This is a genomic window from Kytococcus aerolatus (assembly GCF_900187395.1).
GTDB lineage: Bacteria > Actinomycetota > Actinomycetes > Actinomycetales > Dermatophilaceae > Kytococcus > Kytococcus aerolatus.
In genome coordinates, this window is the sequence record NZ_FYEZ01000002.1 from 180,857 (window position 1) to 197,825 (window position 16,969).

A 16,969-nucleotide genomic window follows, 5' to 3' on the forward strand; every position below is an offset into this window, starting at 1 on the left:
CGCCGCTGTGGAGACAGAGGTTAGACCGAGTGCCACTGCGGCAAGACCTGCGGGGACGGTTCGAGAGAACATGAAGTCTTTCTCAGGTTGCGAGGTTCTTGCCCGTGCACCCTGACAGGCGCCCGGGGGGGGGATGTCAAACTCCGGGTCCCCGCACAGCGCCCGGTGGTTGGGGCGGTTCAGGCTGTCTCGGTCGGCCTCTCAGTCCTTCTTCGGCTTCTCGACCTTGACCAGCTCGGTGTCGCGGACCTCGAGGGTGTCGGCCTCCACCTCGGTGACCTCGCAGACCACGTGCCCGGAGGCGACGACGTCCTCCCAGGCGCGGTGGGCGGCCTCCCGCTGGGCGGCCGGACCGGCCAGGGTCATGGCGGTCACCTGGGCGCGCATCCCCAGCTTCGCCTCGGACTTCGCCTTGCGGATACCGGCCAGCACGGCGGCGGCGGCCGCCTTCACCCCGGCGGCCTCGGTGGCGCCCTCGGGGGTCACCTCGGCGGCGGTGGGCCAGGCGGCGCGGTGCACGGAGCCGCTGTGCCACCAGCTCCAGACCTCCTCGGTCGCGAACGGGATGAAGGGGGCCAGCAGGCGCAGCTGCACGTCCAGGGCCACCCGCAGGGCAGCGCGCGCGCTCGTGGTCGCGGCGGAGGCCTCGGCCTCGTCGCCCCCGTAGGCGCGGGCCTTGACCAGTTCCAGGTAGTCGTCGCAGAACGACCAGAAGAACGCCTCGGTCACCTCGAGGGCCTTGGTGTAGTCCCAGGCCTCGAAGCCCGCGGTGGCCTGCTCGACCACCCGCGCCAGCTCCAGCAGCAGCGACTGGTCCACCGGCTCGGTCACCTGCGCGAGCAGCTGCTCCGGGTGCTCGGCACCGTCCACCTCGCCGAAGCCGAGGGCGAACTTCGAGGCGTTCAGGAGCTTGATGGCCAACCGGCGGCCGACCTTCATCTGCTGGGCGTCGAAGGCGGTGTCCACGCCCTGGCGGGCCGAGGCCGCCCAGTAGCGCACCGCATCGGACCCGTGCTCCTCGAGCAGGTCCACGGGGGTGACCACGTTGCCCTTGGACTTGGACATCTTCTTGCGGTCCGGGTCCAGGATCCAGCCGTTCAGGGTGGCGTTCCACCACGGCACGGTGCCGTGCTCGTGGTGGGCGCGCACGATGGTGGAGAACAGCCAGGTGCGGATGATGTCGTGCCCCTGCGGCCGCATGTCCATCGGGAAGACCATCTCGAACAGCTCGGGGTCGTTGCGCCACCCGCCGATGATCTGCGGGCTCAGCGAGCTGGTGGCCCAGGTGTCGAGCACGTCCGGGTCCGCGGCGAACCCGCCCGGCTGGTCGCGCTGGGACTCCTCGTAGCCCGGTGCGGTGTCGGTCTGCGGGTCGACGGGCAGGTCGGCATCGGCGGGCGTGATGGGGTTCTCGTGGTCCGGCTCGCCGTCGGCGTCCAGCGGGTACCAGATGGGGAAGGGCACCCCGAAGAAGCGCTGGCGGCTCACCAGCCAGTCGCCGTTGAGGCCCTCGATCCAGTTGGCGTGGCGGCGCTCCATGTAGGCCGGGTGGAAGTCCACCTCGGCCCCGCGTTCGATGAGGGCGCGGTTCAGCTCCGCATCGCGCCCACCGTTGCGGATGTACCACTGGCGGGAGGTCACGATCTCCAGCGGCTTGTCACCCTTCTCGAAGAAGTTGGCCTTGCGCTGGGTCTTCTCCGGCTCGCCCACCAGCTCGCCGGACTCGCGCAGCGCGGTGACCGTGTTCTCCCGCGCGGTGTGCACGGTCTTGGTCGCGAGCTGCTCGGCGTAGAGCTCCGCACCGGGGCCGTCGGCCAGCCACGCGGGGGTCTCGCCGGTGAGGCGACCGTTGCGGGTGATGACCGAGCGCGTCGGCAGCTGCAGCTCGCGCCACCAGGTCACGTCGGTGAGGTCACCGAAGGTGCAGCACATGGCGATGCCGGCGCCCTTGTCCATCTCGGCGGCCGCGTGGGCGATGACGGGCACCTCCACGCCGAACAGCGGCGTGCGCACCGTGGATCCGAACAGGTTCTGGTAGCGCTCGTCGTCGGGGTGGGCGATGAGGGCGACGCACGCCGGGAGCAGCTCGGGACGGGTGGTCTCGACCTCCACGTCACCCTGCGGCCCGTGGAACGCGATGCGGTGGTATGCGCCCGGGTAGTCGCGGGCCTCGAGCTCGGCCTGGGCCACGGCCGTCTGGAAGGTGACGTCCCACAGCCCCGGCGCCTCGGCGGAGTAGGCCTCGCCGCGCTGGAGGTTGCGCAGGAAGGCCTGCTGGCTGGTGGCCCGGGCGTTGTCGTCAATGGTGCGGTACTGGTAGTTCCAGTCCAGCGAGAGGCCCAGCCGGCGGAAGAGCTCCTCGAAGGCCTTCTCGTCCTTGACCGTCAGCTCGTGGCACAGCTCGATGAAGTTGGGGCGGCTGACCGGCTGCTGGTTGGCGGCCTTGGTGGACTTGCCGTCGCCCCCCCGCTGCGGCGGCTCGTAGCCCTCCACGTAGGGCTGGGTGATGTCACCGCGCACGCCGTAGTAGTTCTGCACCCGGCGCTCGGTGGGCAGACCGTTGTCGTCCCAGCCGATGGGGTAGAACACCTCCGCGCCGGTCATGCGCTTGTAGCGCGCCATGCAGTCTGCCTGCGTGTAGCCGAACACGTGCCCCACGTGGAGCGACCCGGAGGCCGTCGGGGGAGGGGTGTCGATGGTGAACAGCTGCTCGCGGGGGAGCGACGCGGCGCGGGCGCGGTCGAAGGCATAGGTGTCCTGCTCCTCCCATACGCCCGTCCACCGGTCCTCGAGGCCGTCGAGGGACGGCTTCTCGGGCAGGTGGGCGGGGCGGGTTCCGGCGGTGGAGTCAGTCATGGGGCCATCTTCGCACTTCCCGGCGCCCCGTCGGCAGCCCCTCGGAGAGGCGGTGCAGCGCAGGTTCGTGCCGGTGCCCCCCGGGGGCTGCTGGTCGGCGGAGGTCACCCTGAGGTGTCGGGTCGATAACGTTTTGTGCACGATGCGTCTCGTTTGCTAGTGGCCCGGGGCGGGTGTTGGTTCGGTGGCGAACATGAACTCACTCAGCCCCGTACCAGTCCGGGCGGACTGGAAGACATCCCTTGAACAGAACATCAACGATTTCTTCGATCCGATCCAGGAGAAGTTCGCGGAGATCATCTTCTACCCGATCACCTTCGGCGACGTCGAGGTCCCCTTCGTCGTGATCTGGCTGGTGCTCGCCGGCATCATCGTCACGCTGTACACCGTGTTCATCCAGTTCCGGGGCCTGCCGACGGCCCTGGACGTGGTCCGCGGCAAGTACTCCACGGAGTCCGACCCGGGCGAGATCACGCACTTCCAGGCACTGTCCTCGGCCCTCTCGGGCACCGTCGGCCTCGGTAACATCGCCGGTGTCGGTGTTGCCGTGGCCGTCGGTGGACCGGGTGCCACCTTCTGGATGATCCTCTGTGGCCTGCTCGGCATGGCCACCAAGTTCGCGGAGTGCACCCTGGGTGTGAAGTACCGCGAGGTCCGCGAGGACGGCACCGTCGATGGTGGTCCGTTCAAGTACCTGCCCGTGGCCTACGGCAAGATCCACCCCGTCGTGGGCACGCTCATGACCGGCCTGTTCGCCATCTCGATCCTGTTCTTCGGCGCGGCCGGCGGCAACATGTTCCAGTCCAACCAGACCTACGCGCAGATGAAGAGCGTCACCGGTGGTGACGACGGCTTCCTCGGCGGCGCCGGCGCCTCGCTGTTCTTCGGCCTGGCCCTCGCCGTGATCGTCGGTCTGGTGATCATGGGTGGCATCAAGTCCATCGGCAAGGTCACCGAGAAGCTGGTCCCGGCCATGGGTCTGCTGTACCTGGTGGCCTGTCTCGTGGTCATCGTGGTCAACATCGACCACGTGCCGGACGCCGCGACCCGCATCGTGACCGACGCGTTCAACCCCGAGGGCGTCGCCGGTGGTGTCATCGGCACGCTGATCGTCGGCTTCCAGCGCGCGGCCTTCTCGAACGAGGCCGGTCTGGGTTCGGCCCCGATCGCCCACTCCGCGGTGAAGACCCGTCGTCCGGTCTCCGAGGGCTTCGTGGCCCTGCTGGAGCCCCTGGCCGACACCGTCATCATCTGCACCATGACGGCCCTGACGATCATCATCGCCGACACCCCGGAGTACAACCAGTCCATCGCCAACGCGACGGACGACGACCCGGCCACCCAGGCCCTGGACGGCGTGCTGGTGACTTCCAACGCGTTCGAGACCGTGATCCCCTGGTTCCCGTACGTGCTGGCCGTGGCGGTGGCCCTGTTCGCCATCTCCACCCAGATCACCTGGGCCTACTACGCGATGCGTGCCTGGGCCTACCTGTTCGGTGACTCCCGCGGTTCGATGTTCGCCATCAAGGCCATCTACCTGTTCTTCACGGTCATGGGTGCGGTGCTGACCCTGACGGCGGTCATGAACTTCGCCGACAGCTGGTTGTTCCTCTGCGCCTTCGTGAACCTGCTCGGTGTGTACCTGCTGCTGCCGGTCATCAAGCAGGAGATGAAGGAGTACCTGGCCGACCGCAAGGCGGGCCGCCTGGACATCCTCGGCGAGGACGACCGCGAGGGTGCGACCCGCATGACGGTGGGCAGCTGACCCCACCGACTCCGGCCCCGGCCGGACAGATCCCCGGCGGCCCCGACTCACCACGAGTCGGGGCCGCCGGCCCGTACCCGGTAGCATCTGCACCACAGGCACTGATCCGGCCATCACCGGGGAGCCTCCGGAAGAACGGTGCAGGACCCCGCGGGGCCGGCGCTCAGTAGAACCGGGCGGGTAGGCCCGTCACAGCCGTCAGGAAGTGGTCGCACAAGGCCGATCGAGAGGTCGACCGGCGCGGCAAGCGAGGTGGTACCGCGGGACCGTCCCCACCGACGGGCTCGTCCTCGAGCAGAGTGCAGCAGCACCGCCCGAGGAGAGGACCCGCGATGAGCACCGCAGAACAGCCCCAGAGCACCCCCGCCGGGGACGACGCAGCCACCGCGCGCGGCGTGTACCCCCTGGCCCGCACCGGCACCCCCGGGGAGCCGGGCACCGGCGTGGCCGCCCCCTCCTTCCCGGAGATCGAGGCCGGGGTGCTGCGCCACTGGGAGGCCGGCGACGTCTTCCGTCGCAGCGTGGAGAACCGGGACGCCGGGGAGGACGGCAGCAACGAGTACGTCTTCTTCGACGGCCCGCCCTTCGCCAACGGCCTGCCCCACTACGGCCACCTGCTCACCGGGTACGTCAAGGACGTGGTGCCGCGCTACCGCACGATGCGCGGTCAGCGCGTGGAGCGCCGCTTCGGCTGGGACACGCACGGTCTGCCCGCCGAGCTGGAGGCGATGCGCCAGCTGGGGATCACCACCAAGGACGAGATCCTCGACCTGGGCATCGACCGCTTCAACGCCGCCTGCCGGGAGTCCGTCCTGCGCTACACCGACGAGTGGCAGGACTACGTCCACCGCATGGGCCGCTGGGTGGACTTCGAGAACGACTACAAGACGCTCAACCCCGGGTACATGGAGAGCGTCATCTGGGCCTTCAAGCAGCTCTACGACCGGGGCCTGGCCTACCAGGACTTCCGGGTGCTGCCGTACTGCTGGAAGGACCAGACCCCGCTGTCCAACCACGAGCTGCGGATGGACGACGACGTCTACCAGATGCGCCAGGACCCGGCGGTGACCGTCGGCCTGCGCCTGGAGACCGGGGAGATCGCCCTGGTGTGGACGACCACGCCGTGGACCCTGCCGAGCAACCTGGCGATCATGGTCGGCCCGGAGATCGACTACGTCGTCGTGGAGTCCGACCCGGCCACCGACCCCACCGGCTCCTCGCAGCGCTACCTGCTGGCCGAGGCGCGGCTGGAGGCCTACGCCCGGGAGCTGGGGGAGGACCCGGCCTCGCGGATCGTCGAGCGCCTCAAGGGCTCCGAGGTGGCGGGTCGCTCCTACACCCCGCCCTTCTCGTACTACGCCGGGGCCGAGAACGCCCACCGCGTGGTCGAGGCCGAGTTCGTCACCACCACCGACGGCACGGGGCTCGTCCACACCGCCGGCGCCTTCGGTGAGGAGGACAAGGTCGTCACCGACCGGGAGAACATCGAGCCGGTCATGCCGGTCGGCCCCGACGGTGCCTTCACCACGCCGGTGGACGAGTACGCCGGGATGCAGGTCTTCGAGGCCAACGCCCCGATCGTCGCCGACCTCAAGGCCGCCACCCGGGGGGAGACCGCCGGCAGCGTGTCCCCAGGCACCGTCCTGCTGCGCCACGAGACCTACGACCACTCCTACCCGCACTGCTGGCGCTGCCGCACCCCGCTCATCTACAAGGGCGTGGAGTCCTGGTTCGTCAAGGTCACGGAGATCAAGGACCGGATGCTCGCGAACAACGAGCAGATCACCTGGGTGCCGGAGAACGTCAAGCACGGCCAGTTCGGCAAGTGGCTGGAGGGCGCCCGCGACTGGTCGATCACCCGCAACCGCTTCTGGGGCAGCCCGGTGCCGGTCTGGGTGTCCGACGACCCCGCTCACCCTCGAGTCGACGTCTACGGCTCGCTCGCCGAGCTCGAGGCCGACTTCGGGGAGCTGCCGCGCAACGACTCCGGCGAGGTGGACCTCCACCGCCCGTGGATCGACCGGCTCACCCGGCCGAACCCGGACGACCCGACGGGCCGCTCGACGATGCGGCGTGTGGAGGACGTCCTCGACGTCTGGTTCGACTCCGGCTCCATGAGCTACGCCCAGAACCACGTGCCCTTCGAGAACGCCGAGTGGTTCGAGCACCACTTCCCGGCCGACTTCATCGTGGAGTACATCGGCCAGACCCGCGGCTGGTTCTACACGATGCACGTGCTGGCCACCGCCCTGTTCGACCGGCCGGCCTTCAGCAATGTCATCTGCCACGGCATCGTGCTGGGCAGCGACGGCCAGAAGATGAGCAAGTCGCTGCGCAACTACCCCGACGTCTCGGAGGTCTTCGACCGCGACGGCGCCGACGCGATGCGCTGGTTCCTCATGAGCTCCTCGATCCTGCGCGGCGGCAACCTCGTGGTCACCGAGCAGGGCATCCGCGAGGGCGTGCGGCAGGTGATGATCCCGCTGTGGAACGCGTGGTCCTTCTTCGCCATGTACGCCAACGCCGCCGCCGAGGGCGGCCACCGGGCCCGGTGGTCCACCGCCTCGGCCGACCCGATGGACCGCTACGTCCTGGGCGCCACGGGCGACCTGGTGCGGGCGATGACCGAGGCGATGGACGAGAACGACATCGCCCGGGCCTGCGAGGAGCTGCGCGACTTCCTCGACACCCTGACCAACTGGTACGTGCGCCGCTCGCGCGACCGCTTCTGGGAGGGCACGGACACCGCCGCCTTCGACACCCTGTTCACGGTCCTGGAGACGGTCGCCCGCCTGGCGGCCCCGCTGCTGCCCTTCGCCGCCGAGGAGATCTGGCGCGGCCTGACCGGCGGGGAGTCTGTGCACCTGGCCGACTGGCCGACCGCCGAGGACTTCCCGAGCGACGCGTCCCTGGCGGCGTCGATGGAGGCCGCCCGCCGGGTGACCTCCGCCGGCTCGGCCCTGCGCAAGGGCGCCGGCCTGCGCAACCGCCTGCCGCTGCAGAGCCTGACGGTGGTGCTGGAGGACCCGACCGTCCTGCGGGACACCGGGGCGCTCGTGGCCGACGAGCTCAACGTGCGCGAGGTGCGTCTGCTGGCCCTGGAATCCGACGAGGCCCGTGAGTACGGGGTCGAGCAGCGCCTGGTGGTCAACGCCCGTGCCGCCGGGCCGCGACTGGGCAAGGACGTCCAGACCGTCATCAAGGGGTCCAAGTCCGGGGACTGGTCGGTGGCCGAGGACGGCACCGTCACCGCCGGTGGCATCGAGCTCGTCGAGGGGGAGTACACCCTGGAGACGGTGACCGGTGACACCGCCGAGGGCACCGCCACCGGCATCCTGCCCGGCGGGGGCTTCGTGGTGCTGGACACCACGGTCACCGACGAGCTGGCCGTCGAGGGCACCGCCCGTGACATCGTCCGTGCCGTGCAGGGCGAGCGTCGGGCCGCGGGGCTGGAGGTCTCCGACCGGATCAGCCTCACCCTGCTGGGGGACGAGCAGGTGTGGGGCGCCGCGGTGACCCACCAGCAGCTCATCATGGACGAGGTCCTGGCCGTGCAGTTCGGTGCCGGCCCCCGGGACACCCCGGTGCCCGAGGGGGCCTTCGAGCACGTCGCCGAGGTCGACCTCGGCGAGGGCCGCAGCGTCCTCGTGCACCTCTCCCGGCAGGAGGGCGGCCGATGAGCCCCACCGGTTCGCAGGACGCCGCCAGGGCGGCCGCCGAGGAGCTGGAGACCCGGCGCCGGGTCCGCGAGGTGACCGACGCGCTCATGGCGCGCCTGCCCGAGTCCGACGCCGTGCCCACCCTGGACCGGGTGGCCCGGGCGATGGAGCTCCTCGGGGACCCGCAGCGCACCTACCGGGTCATCCACCTCACCGGGACCAACGGCAAGACCTCCACCACTCGCATGGTGGAGCGGATCCTCCGGGAGACCGGTCTGCGCACGGGGCGCTTCACCTCCCCCCACCTGCACAGCCCGCTGGAGCGGATCACCATCGACGGGGAGCCCATCTCCGGCGAGCACTTCCTCGCCGTGTGGGACGACGTGGCCCCCTTCCTGGCCATCGTCGACGCCGAGGCCGAGGCGGCCGGCAACCCGCCGCTGAGCTACTTCGAGTGCATCACCGTGCTCGGCCTGGCCGCCTTCGCCGACGCCCCGGTGGACGTGGCCGTCGTCGAGGTCGGGCTCGGAGGGCGATGGGACGCCACGAACGTGGCCGACGGCGACGTCGCGGTGCTCACGCCCATCGGCATCGACCACGAGCGCTTCCTCGGCAGCGAGCTCACGGACATCGCGGCCGAGAAGTCCGGGATCATCAAGCCCGGCGCCCGCGTGGTGAGCGCCGAGCAGGAGGAGGACGTCCGGGCGGTCATCGCCGAGGCCGCCCACGCGGCCGGTGCCCGGGTGGCGATCGCCGGGGTCGACTTCGGGGTCGACTCCCACGACGTCGCCGTCGGCGGACAGCTCGTGGGGCTGCGCGGGCTGGCGGGCTCCTACGAGGACCTGCTCCTGCCCCTCCACGGCCGTCACCAGGCGGAGAACCTGGCGCTCGCCGTGGCCGCCGTGGAGAGCTTCCTCGGGGACGGCGGTCAGGCGCTGGGCCCCGAGCTGCTGCGCGACGCCGTGGGCGACATGAGCACCCCGGGCCGGCTCGAGGTCGTGCGCCGCTCGCCCACCGTGGTGGTGGACTCGGCCCACAACCCGCACGGCATGCTCGCCCTCGCCCGGGCGATGGAGGAGTCCTTCACCTTCGCTCGGTTGATCGGTCTGGTGGCGATCTTCGAGGACAAGGACGTCGAGGGGCTGCTCTCGGCGCTGGGGCCGGCCGTGGACCACCTCGTGGTCTCGCGCAACACCAGCCCGCGCTCGATGGAGCCCGAGGCGCTGGGGAGGGTGGCCCGCGAGCTGCTCGGCGAGGACATGGTCACCGTGGTCCCGAACCTGCCCGACGCGCTGGACCTCGCCGCCGAGCTGGCGGACGAGGGCGGTGTCTCCGGGGGCGTCCTGGCGACGGGCTCGATCACGACGGCTGCCGACGTCCGCACCCTGCTGGGCATGGGAGACTCCACCCCGTGAGTTCCATCCCCCTCGTCGGTCCCCTCGGGAAGATGTCCCGTCGTTTCGCGGCGGTGACGCTCTTCTTCCAGTCGTTCGCCCTGTTCTTCGGGGCCCTGGCGGTGCGTGGTCTGGCCCATGCCCGTGGTGACGACTTCTCCACCTGGTACCTCGTGGGCGGCTGCGTGCTGGCGGTGCTCTGCCTGGTGACGATGGTGCTGCTCAAGAGCCGCCCCGGCGTCACCGTCGGGTGGCTGCTGCAGCTGCTCACCCTCGCCTGCGCCCTCGTCGAGCCGGCGATGCTGGCCGTCGGTGTGATCTTCCTGGTCATCTGGGTGCTCGCCCTGTGGCAGGGGGACAAGATGGACGCCCTGAGCCGACAGTTCGAGACCGGCACGCACCACGTGGCCGGGGAGGAGGGACGCTGATGGGTTGGCTCGAGGCCGTCGTCCTGGGGCTCGTGCAGGGGCTCACCGAGTTCCTGCCGATCTCCTCCAGCGCGCACCTGTCCATCGTCGGCCGCTGGTTCGGCGGGGACGACCCGGGTGCGGCGTTCACCGCCATCACCCAGCTCGGCACCGAGGCGGCCGTGCTCATCTACTTCCGGAAGGACATCTTCCGGATCATCAGCCGCTGGTGCCAGGCGCTGGTCGGCCGGATCCCGCACTCGGACCCGGACGTGCGCATGGGCTGGCTGGTCATCGTCGGATCCCTCCCGATCGGTCTCCTGGGTCTGCTCTTCCAGGACGTCATCGAGGGCCCGCTGCGCAACCTGTGGCTCACCGCCTCGATGCTGCTCTTCTTCGGTCTGGTCATCGGGTTCGCCGACCACCTGGTCGCCCGGCGCCCGGCGGAGCGGACCAAGGAGCTGGAGCACCTCTCCTGGGGCGACGGCCTGAAGTTCGGCCTCTGGCAGGCCCTGGCTCTCATCCCGGGCGTCTCGCGCTCGGGCGGCACGATCGCCGGTGGTCTCTTCATGGGCTACTCGCGCGTCGCTGCGGCCCGCTACTCCTTCCTGCTGGCCATCCCGGCGGTGCTCGCCTCCGGCGGGATGCAGCTGCTGAAGATCGCCGACGACCCGGTCGAGCCCGCCTGGGGCCCGATCGCGGTGGCGACCCTCATCAGCTTCGTGGTCGGCTACGCGGTGATCGCCTGGCTGCTGCGCTACATCTCGACGCACGACTTCAAGCCCTTCGTGATCTACCGGGTCGTGCTCGCGCTGGTGCTCTTCGGCCTGCTGGGCACGGGCGTCCTGCCCGCCACGGCCTGAGCGGGGTCGGGACGCCGCTAGGGTGGGGGCGTGACTGAGAACACCGCCGCCCCCGCCCAGAACGACGACCAGGTCGAGCGCTCGCTCGTCCTGGTGAAGCCCGACGGCTACCGCCGTGGCCTGACCGGTGAGGTCCTGTCCCGCATCGAGGCCAAGGGCTACCGCCTGGCCGCCCTCTCGGTGGTCGAGGCAACCCCCGAGCAGCTGGCCGCCCACTACGCCGAGCACGAGGGCAAGCCCTTCTACGAGCCGCTGGTGGAGTTCATGTCCTCCGGCCCGCTGGTGGCCGCGGTCATCGAGGGCCACGGCTGCATCACGGGCTTCCGCACGATCGCCGGGACCACCGACCCGACCACCGCCGCCCCCGGCTCCATCCGCGGCGACCTGGCCCGTGACTGGGGCCTCACGGTGCAGCAGAACATCGTGCACGGCTCGGACTCCCCGGAGTCGGCCGCCCGCGAGATCGCCATCTGGTTCCCGAACGGCCTGTGACCGGTGTCCCGACCGTGCCGCGTGTCACGTCGGCATGGTCGGGGCGCTCCCGCGGGGGTGGGGCGGGGGACATACGATGCCCCTCATGAGTTCTCCGTGGCAGCGGCTCCGAGGTGGAGACCTGGCGATCGATCTGGGTACCACCAGCACCCTGATCTGGCGCAAGAAGAAGGGGGTCGTCCTCGACGAGCCGTCCGTCCTCGCGGTCGAGGGGGGAACCGGGAAGGTGCTGGCCGCGGGGGAGCGGGCCCGGGGGCTGATCGGCCGCACGCCGGCCCACGTGCACATCATGCGTCCGGTGCGCGACGGGGTGATCGTCGATGCGGACGTCGCGGAGTCGATGCTCCGGACCTTCATCGACCAGGTCCACGCCGGCTTCCTCAACCGACCGCGCGTCGTCGTGAGCGCCCCCTCCCAGATCACCGCCGTCGAGCGGCGCGCGCTGGAGGAGACCGTGCTGCGCTCGGGGGCGCGCGAGGTCTTCGTCGTGGAGGAGGCGATGGCCGCGGCGATCGGGGCCGGCCTGCCGGTCAACGACGAGCGCGCCTCGATGGTCCTCGACATCGGTGGGGGGACCACCGACGGCGCCATCACGGCGCTGGGCGGCATCGTCCGCTCCGGCTCCGCCCGGGTGGGCGGTGACGACCTGGAGACCGCCGCCCGCGACCACCTGCGGGAGCAGCACGGCCTGCTGCTCGGGGAGCGCACCGCCGCCGAGGTCGTGACCGAGCTGGGCACCGCCGTGCCGCTGCAGGAGGAGATCGTGGGTACCGTCCACGGCCGCAGCCTGCAGACGGGTCTGCCGGAGTCGGTGCGTCTCTCCAGCGCGGAGCTCCGCGAGGCCCTGGCCGAGCCGCTCTCCGCCATGAGCGCCTTCGCCCGCGGACTGGTCGACCAGTGCCCGCCGGATCTGGCCGGGGACGTCCGGGAGCAGGGCGTCGTCCTCACCGGCGGGGTGGCCGCCCTGCGGGGGATCGACCACCGTATCTCGCGGGAGATCGGGGTGCCCGTGCACGTCGCGAAGGACCCGCGCCGTGCCGTGATCCGCGGCGCCGGCCGGTGCATCGACGACCTGGCCCGCCTCCGCCGCATCGTCGTCGGGGAGCAGCGCTACTGATGAAGGACCGCATCCGACCCGTGAGTGCCGAGCAGCTCCGCGGACGCCGGCGCGGGGACTCCCAGCGCCGCGTCCCGGTGGGGGTGGTCCGCCGCGAGGGCCTGACCGGGCGCCGTCTCGGCATGCAGCGGCGGGACCGCTCCGCCGAGCGGAAGGCGTGGATCGGCCCGATCGCCGCCCTGGGCCTGACCGGGGCGGCCGTCGTCGCCGACCTCCTCGCACCGGCGCTGCTCGACCCGGTGCGGGACGGCGCGGAGGTGGCGATGGCCCCGGTGCAGCGTGCGGTCATCGTGCCGCCCACCCAGGAGCTCGTGGCCGCCGAGGCCGAGCGCGACCGGCTGGCCGACGAGGTGGCCGCCCTGCGCGAGGAGCAGCACCAGGACACCGCCACCGAGGAGCTCTTCCAGTCCGACCTCGTGGCGGGTCGTGAGCTCGTCCCGGCCCGCGTCATCGGCTTCAGCTCCTCGACGACCACCTCGCCGGACCGGCGGATCACCCTGGACGTGGGGTCGCGGGACGGGATCGAGGCCGACCTGACCGTCGTGAGCCACGAGGGCCTGGTGGGACGGGTCATCTCGGTGACCCCGTGGACCAGCGAGGTCATGGTGCTCGGCGACCCGAAGCTCTCGGTGGGCGTCCGCTCCCAGGACTCGGCGATCGGGGTGCTCTCGGCGACCGCCCCGCCCGGGGTGCCGGCCCGCAAGACGGGCCAGCTCACGCTCCAGGCCTTCCAGCTGGGCAGCTTCGAGAAGAAGGACCAGCTCGTCACCATCGGCGGATCGACCTCCCCGTTCGTGGCCGGCATCCCCGTGGGACGGGTCGTCTCGGTCGACCCGGACAAGGGACAGCTGCAGGAGACCGCCGTGGTGCGTCCTGCCGTGGACGGCACCTCGCTGGACGTGGTGGGGGTGCTCACCACGAAGGAGCGCGACGAGTCCCGGCGCACGGCGACCATCCCGGAGGCGAAGCCCCCGAAGAGCTCGGACGGGTCCGGTGGCGGCGACTGGTCGGGCAAGAGCTCCTCGGCCAGCCCCACCTCGGGAGAGAAGGCCGCCGACTCGGCCGACGGGCCGCTGGACGGCAACACGCAGGACGACGAGGAGGTCCTGGTGAGCCCGACCGGTGACGCCTCGGTGGCCTCCGACGCCCCCGCCGACGCCGCCGAGCCGACCTCCGGTGGTTCCGCCCCAGCGCCCACCCAGGCGCCCACCGACGATCTCGTCCCCCAGCCCAGCGCCACCCAGGAGGCCGACTGATGCGCCTGCTCGTCGTCGTCATCCGCTTCGTGACGCTGGTCCTGCTGGCCGTCGTCACGGCCGGCCTGCTGCCGCGGCTGGCCTTCCCCGCCCCGGACCTGCTCCTGCTCGTCGTCCTGGGGGTCGCCCTGCTCCGGGGGGCGCGCTCCGGGCTCGTGTGGGGCCTGGTGGCCGGCTGGCTGGTCGATCTCGTGCCGCCCGGCGCCGGGGTGCTGGGGTCCACCGCGCTCACCTACGGTGCCGTGGGCTGGCTGGCCGGTGGGGTGGCCGCGACCGTCCGTCGCTCGTGGATCCTCACCTCGCTGACCGTCGCGGTGAGCGCGCTGCTCGTGCAGGGCGTGCGCTGGGTCATGGCGCTGGCCCTGGGGCACCAGACCGGTGACACCGTCGACCCCTGGGCCTGGCTCCTGACCACCCTCCTCGGCTGCGTGGTCGTGCCCGTCCTCATGCACCTGGAGAACGCCGCCCTCACGAGGAACGCCACATGATGCGCCAGCTCGCCACCGCCCGTCGCCGCACCGTGGTCATGGTCGTTCTGGTGCTGGTGGCCTGCCTCGTCCTGGTCGGTCGCATGGCGCAGATGACGGTGCTCGACCACGACCGCTACCAGAACGCGGCCGAGACGACGAACACCCGTGAGATCACCACCTCGGCCACCCGGGGCCGCATCCTGGCCGCCGACGGCACCCCCTTCGTCCGCAACGTCGCGCACGCCACGGTGACCGTGGACCCGCAGGTGCTGCGGGAGGAGGAGGACGAGGGCAGGGGCATCGTGGAGGCCGTGGCCCGCGAGGTCGGCGGGGACGAGAAGGAGATGTGGGCCCGCACCCGCACCTGCGGCGCGGACGACGCGCCCCGACCCCCGAAGTGCAACAGCGGGGCGGCCTACCAGCCGATCGTCATCGCCGAGAATGTCGACCCCGGCCGGCTGCTGCCGATCCTGGAGCGGCCCGAGGACTATCCCGGGGTGGCGGTGACCAACGAGTCCGAGCGGGGCTGGCCCAAGCCGGAGGGTGCGCTCGCCGCCCAGGTGCTGGGCTATCTCACCCGGGTCTCCCGGGAGGACATGGAGCAGCGGGACGAACTGCTGCCCACCGAGCTGGTCGGGCGGGACGGTCTGGAGGCCGAGTACGACGAGGTCCTCCGTGGCCGGTACGGCAAGACCACCGTGGCGGTGACGCCCAGCGGGAAGTTCCTGCGCGAGGTGAAGCACACCGAGCCGGTGGCTGGCAAGGACGTCCGGACGCACATCGACCCGACCGTCCAGAAGACGGCCGAGGACGCCCTCGCGCAGGCCAGCGAGATCGCCCGCGAGAACAACGAGGTGGACGACCCGAGCGACCCCGAGGTCAAGGGGGCCGCCCGCACCGGCGCGGCGGTGGTGATGAACGCCGAGACCGGGGCGGTGGTGGCCGCGGCCAGCAACCCCGGGTACAACCCCGAGGTGTGGTCCGGCGGGGTGAGCGCGAAGCAGCTCGAGACGCTCACCGACGAGGGTCAGGGCGTGCCGCTCACGAACAAGCTCATCCAGTCGGTCTGGCCACCGGCCTCCACCTTCAAGGCCATCTCCATGCCGGTGGCCTTCACCCAGGGGCTCGACCCGGACGTGAAGTACTCCTGCCCGGCCCGGGTGAAGGTCGGTGACCGCTACTTCCGGAACTTCGAGTCCAAGGCGCACGGCGACCTCACCCTGCAGCAGATCATGGAGATCTCCTGCGACACCGCCTTCTACCGGTGGTCCTTCCGCACCTGGCGCGCGCTGGGCGGTCTGGAGGCCAAGGACGTGCAGGATCCCTACGCGGACATCGCCCGCGGCTTCGGGCTGGGCTCGAAGACCGGCGTGGACCTGCCCAACGAGTCCGCGGGGCGGATCCCGGACCGGGACTGGAAGCTGAACTACTGGCAGTCCACCAAGGACGCCGCCTGCGAGCGGGCCGAGAAGAACGAGTACCCGGAGGCCAAGAGCGCGAAGCGGAAGAAGGAGCTCCGCGGGTACGACGAGGAGCACTGCCTGCGTGGCTACCAGTACCGCGGTGGTGACGCGGTGAACTTCTCCATCGGCCAGGGTGACGTCTCCACGACGCCCCTGCAGATGGCGGTGGTCTACGCCGCCATCGCCAACGGGGGGAACACCATCGAGCCGCGGATCGCGGCCGAGGCGTTGAACCAGGACGGCTCGGTGGCCGAGCGCTACTCCACGAAGGTCCGCAACCGGGTCGAGCTGGAGCCGGACGACCTGAAGATCGTCCGCGAGGGGTTGGAGAGCGTGGTCTCCCGGGGCACCGCCGCGTGGGCCTTCCGCGACTGGGACAACGACCGCTACCCGCTGGCCGGGAAGACCGGGACGGCGGAGGTCGACGGCGAGTCCTCCACCTCCTGGTTCGTGAGCTATGACGCGGGCAAGGACTCGAAGTACGTCGTCCTCGTGGTGATGGGGGACTCGGGCACCGGGTCGGAGTACGCCGCCCCGGTGAGCGCCTCGATCTGGCAGGCCCTCAAGCGGGAGGGCAAGCTCACCCCGCACCGGCCGGGCGACCCGCTCAGCTCGCAGGACTCCGAGCGGGACGTGAAGGCTGCCACCCAGCGGGCCAAGAAGGCCGGCGCCAAGGTGGTCACCGTCGAGGACGTCACGAAGGAGTCGCTGGTCGGCGAGGTCGACCCGGAGTACTCGTCGCCGGACACGCAGGGCAAGAAGGACTCCGGCAGGGGGTCGGGCCGCTCCTCCGGTGGCTGATAGACTGCTCTCTTGCCGTTCGATCGGCCACGGATGACGCAGAGCCCCGGAGAACAGGCCCGGGAGCGCCGTGCAACGACCCAGAGGAGTCACATGACCACGCTTGACCCTGCCAAGAAGAAGCAGATCATCGAGGAGTTCGCGACCAGCGAGGGTGACACCGGGTCGCCCGAGGTCCAGGTCGCCCTGCTCACGCAGCGCATCAAGGACCTCACCGAGCACTCCCGCCAGCACAAGCACGACCACCACACCCGTCGTGGCCTGCTGCTGCTGGTCGGCCGCCGCAAGCGCCTCCTGCGCTACCTGGAGGCCACGGACATCGAGCGCTACCGAGCGCTGATCCAGAAGCTCGGCCTGCGTCGCTGAGACTCCATGCCGCGGAGCGGCCCCCACCGGGGGCCGCTCCTTTGGTATGAACAGACAGTC

The 16,969-nt window shown here is 71.0% G+C and carries 12 protein-coding genes; 11 read left to right on the forward strand and 1 reads right to left on the reverse strand.

Annotated elements, in window-relative coordinates; translation table 11 throughout:
* Positions 1 to 201: 201 nt before the first annotated feature.
* Positions 202 to 2,856 carry a valine--tRNA ligase gene (gene valS, locus CFT82_RS07850; RefSeq protein WP_088818527.1) on the reverse strand — a complete coding sequence of 885 codons (2,655 nt, stop codon included), beginning with the start codon at positions 2,854 to 2,856 and terminating at the stop codon, positions 202 to 204.
* Between the two features lie 193 nt (positions 2,857 to 3,049).
* Between valS and CFT82_RS07855 the strand changes: the two genes are divergently transcribed.
* From CFT82_RS07855 to rpsO, 11 genes are all read left to right on the forward strand, one after another.
* Entirely contained in the window at positions 3,050 to 4,621 is a 1,572-nt protein-coding gene (locus CFT82_RS07855; protein ID WP_088818528.1) for an alanine/glycine:cation symporter family protein, read from the forward strand.
* A gap of 332 nt (positions 4,622 to 4,953) precedes the next feature.
* Positions 4,954 to 8,301, forward strand: coding sequence for an isoleucine--tRNA ligase (gene ileS / locus CFT82_RS07860; RefSeq protein ID WP_088818529.1), 3,348 nt, complete (start codon positions 4,954 to 4,956; stop codon positions 8,299 to 8,301).
* The gene (locus tag CFT82_RS07865; protein ID WP_088818530.1) at positions 8,298 to 9,695 is read left to right on the forward strand and encodes a bifunctional folylpolyglutamate synthase/dihydrofolate synthase; all 1,398 of its coding nucleotides are present in this window, start codon (positions 8,298 to 8,300) and stop codon (positions 9,693 to 9,695) included. The genes ileS and CFT82_RS07865 overlap by 4 nt, the downstream gene beginning before the upstream one ends.
* Entirely contained in the window at positions 9,692 to 10,102 is a 411-nt protein-coding gene (locus tag CFT82_RS07870; protein WP_088818531.1) for a DUF4233 domain-containing protein, read from the forward strand. Before CFT82_RS07865 ends, CFT82_RS07870 begins: the two co-directional genes overlap by 4 nt.
* The gene (locus CFT82_RS07875) at positions 10,102 to 10,944 is read left to right on the forward strand and encodes an undecaprenyl-diphosphate phosphatase (protein ID WP_088818532.1); all 843 of its coding nucleotides are present in this window, start codon (positions 10,102 to 10,104) and stop codon (positions 10,942 to 10,944) included. Before CFT82_RS07870 ends, CFT82_RS07875 begins: the two co-directional genes overlap by 1 nt.
* 30 nt (positions 10,945 to 10,974) lie before the next feature.
* A complete protein-coding gene (ndk, locus tag CFT82_RS07880; RefSeq protein ID WP_088818533.1) occupies positions 10,975 to 11,436 on the forward strand; it encodes a nucleoside-diphosphate kinase in 462 nt (153 codons plus the stop codon).
* An 85-nt stretch (positions 11,437 to 11,521) separates the two neighbouring features.
* A complete protein-coding gene (gene mreB / locus CFT82_RS07885) occupies positions 11,522 to 12,553 on the forward strand; it encodes a rod shape-determining protein (RefSeq protein WP_088818839.1) in 1,032 nt (343 codons plus the stop codon).
* Positions 12,553 to 13,809: a rod shape-determining protein MreC gene (mreC, locus tag CFT82_RS07890; protein WP_088818534.1), complete on the forward strand. Its 1,257-nt coding sequence runs from the start codon at positions 12,553 to 12,555 to the stop codon at positions 13,807 to 13,809. The genes mreB and mreC overlap by 1 nt, the downstream gene beginning before the upstream one ends.
* Positions 13,809 to 14,297 carry a rod shape-determining protein MreD gene (gene mreD, locus CFT82_RS07895; RefSeq protein WP_088818535.1) on the forward strand — a complete coding sequence of 163 codons (489 nt, stop codon included), beginning with the start codon at positions 13,809 to 13,811 and terminating at the stop codon, positions 14,295 to 14,297. Before mreC ends, mreD begins: the two co-directional genes overlap by 1 nt.
* The gene (mrdA, locus tag CFT82_RS07900) at positions 14,294 to 16,543 is read left to right on the forward strand and encodes a penicillin-binding protein 2 (protein ID WP_088818536.1); all 2,250 of its coding nucleotides are present in this window, start codon (positions 14,294 to 14,296) and stop codon (positions 16,541 to 16,543) included. Before mreD ends, mrdA begins: the two co-directional genes overlap by 4 nt.
* Before the next feature lie 93 nt (positions 16,544 to 16,636).
* Positions 16,637 to 16,909, forward strand: coding sequence for a 30S ribosomal protein S15 (gene rpsO / locus CFT82_RS07905; RefSeq protein WP_088818537.1), 273 nt, complete (start codon positions 16,637 to 16,639; stop codon positions 16,907 to 16,909).
* The last annotated feature ends 60 nt before the right edge of the window (positions 16,910 to 16,969 follow it).

Excerpts from the sequence above, each read along its gene's own strand:
- mreB (WP_088818839.1), top strand. The coding sequence starts at position 11,522 with ATGAGTTCTCCGTGGCAGCGGCTCCGAGGTGGAGACCTGGCGATCGAT.
- mreC (WP_088818534.1), top strand. The coding sequence starts at position 12,553 with ATGAAGGACCGCATCCGACCCGTGAGTGCCGAGCAGCTCCGCGGACGC.
- mreD (WP_088818535.1), top strand. The coding sequence starts at position 13,809 with ATGCGCCTGCTCGTCGTCGTCATCCGCTTCGTGACGCTGGTCCTGCTG.
- rpsO (WP_088818537.1), top strand. The coding sequence starts at position 16,637 with ATGACCACGCTTGACCCTGCCAAGAAGAAGCAGATCATCGAGGAGTTC.
- CFT82_RS07855 (WP_088818528.1), top strand. The coding sequence starts at position 3,050 with ATGAACTCACTCAGCCCCGTACCAGTCCGGGCGGACTGGAAGACATCC.
- CFT82_RS07875 (WP_088818532.1), top strand. The coding sequence starts at position 10,102 with ATGGGTTGGCTCGAGGCCGTCGTCCTGGGGCTCGTGCAGGGGCTCACC.
- ileS (WP_088818529.1), top strand. The coding sequence starts at position 4,954 with ATGAGCACCGCAGAACAGCCCCAGAGCACCCCCGCCGGGGACGACGCA.
- mrdA (WP_088818536.1), top strand. The coding sequence starts at position 14,294 with ATGATGCGCCAGCTCGCCACCGCCCGTCGCCGCACCGTGGTCATGGTC.
- CFT82_RS07865 (WP_088818530.1), top strand. The coding sequence starts at position 8,298 with ATGAGCCCCACCGGTTCGCAGGACGCCGCCAGGGCGGCCGCCGAGGAG.
- valS (WP_088818527.1), bottom strand. The coding sequence starts at position 2,856 with ATGACTGACTCCACCGCCGGAACCCGCCCCGCCCACCTGCCCGAGAAG.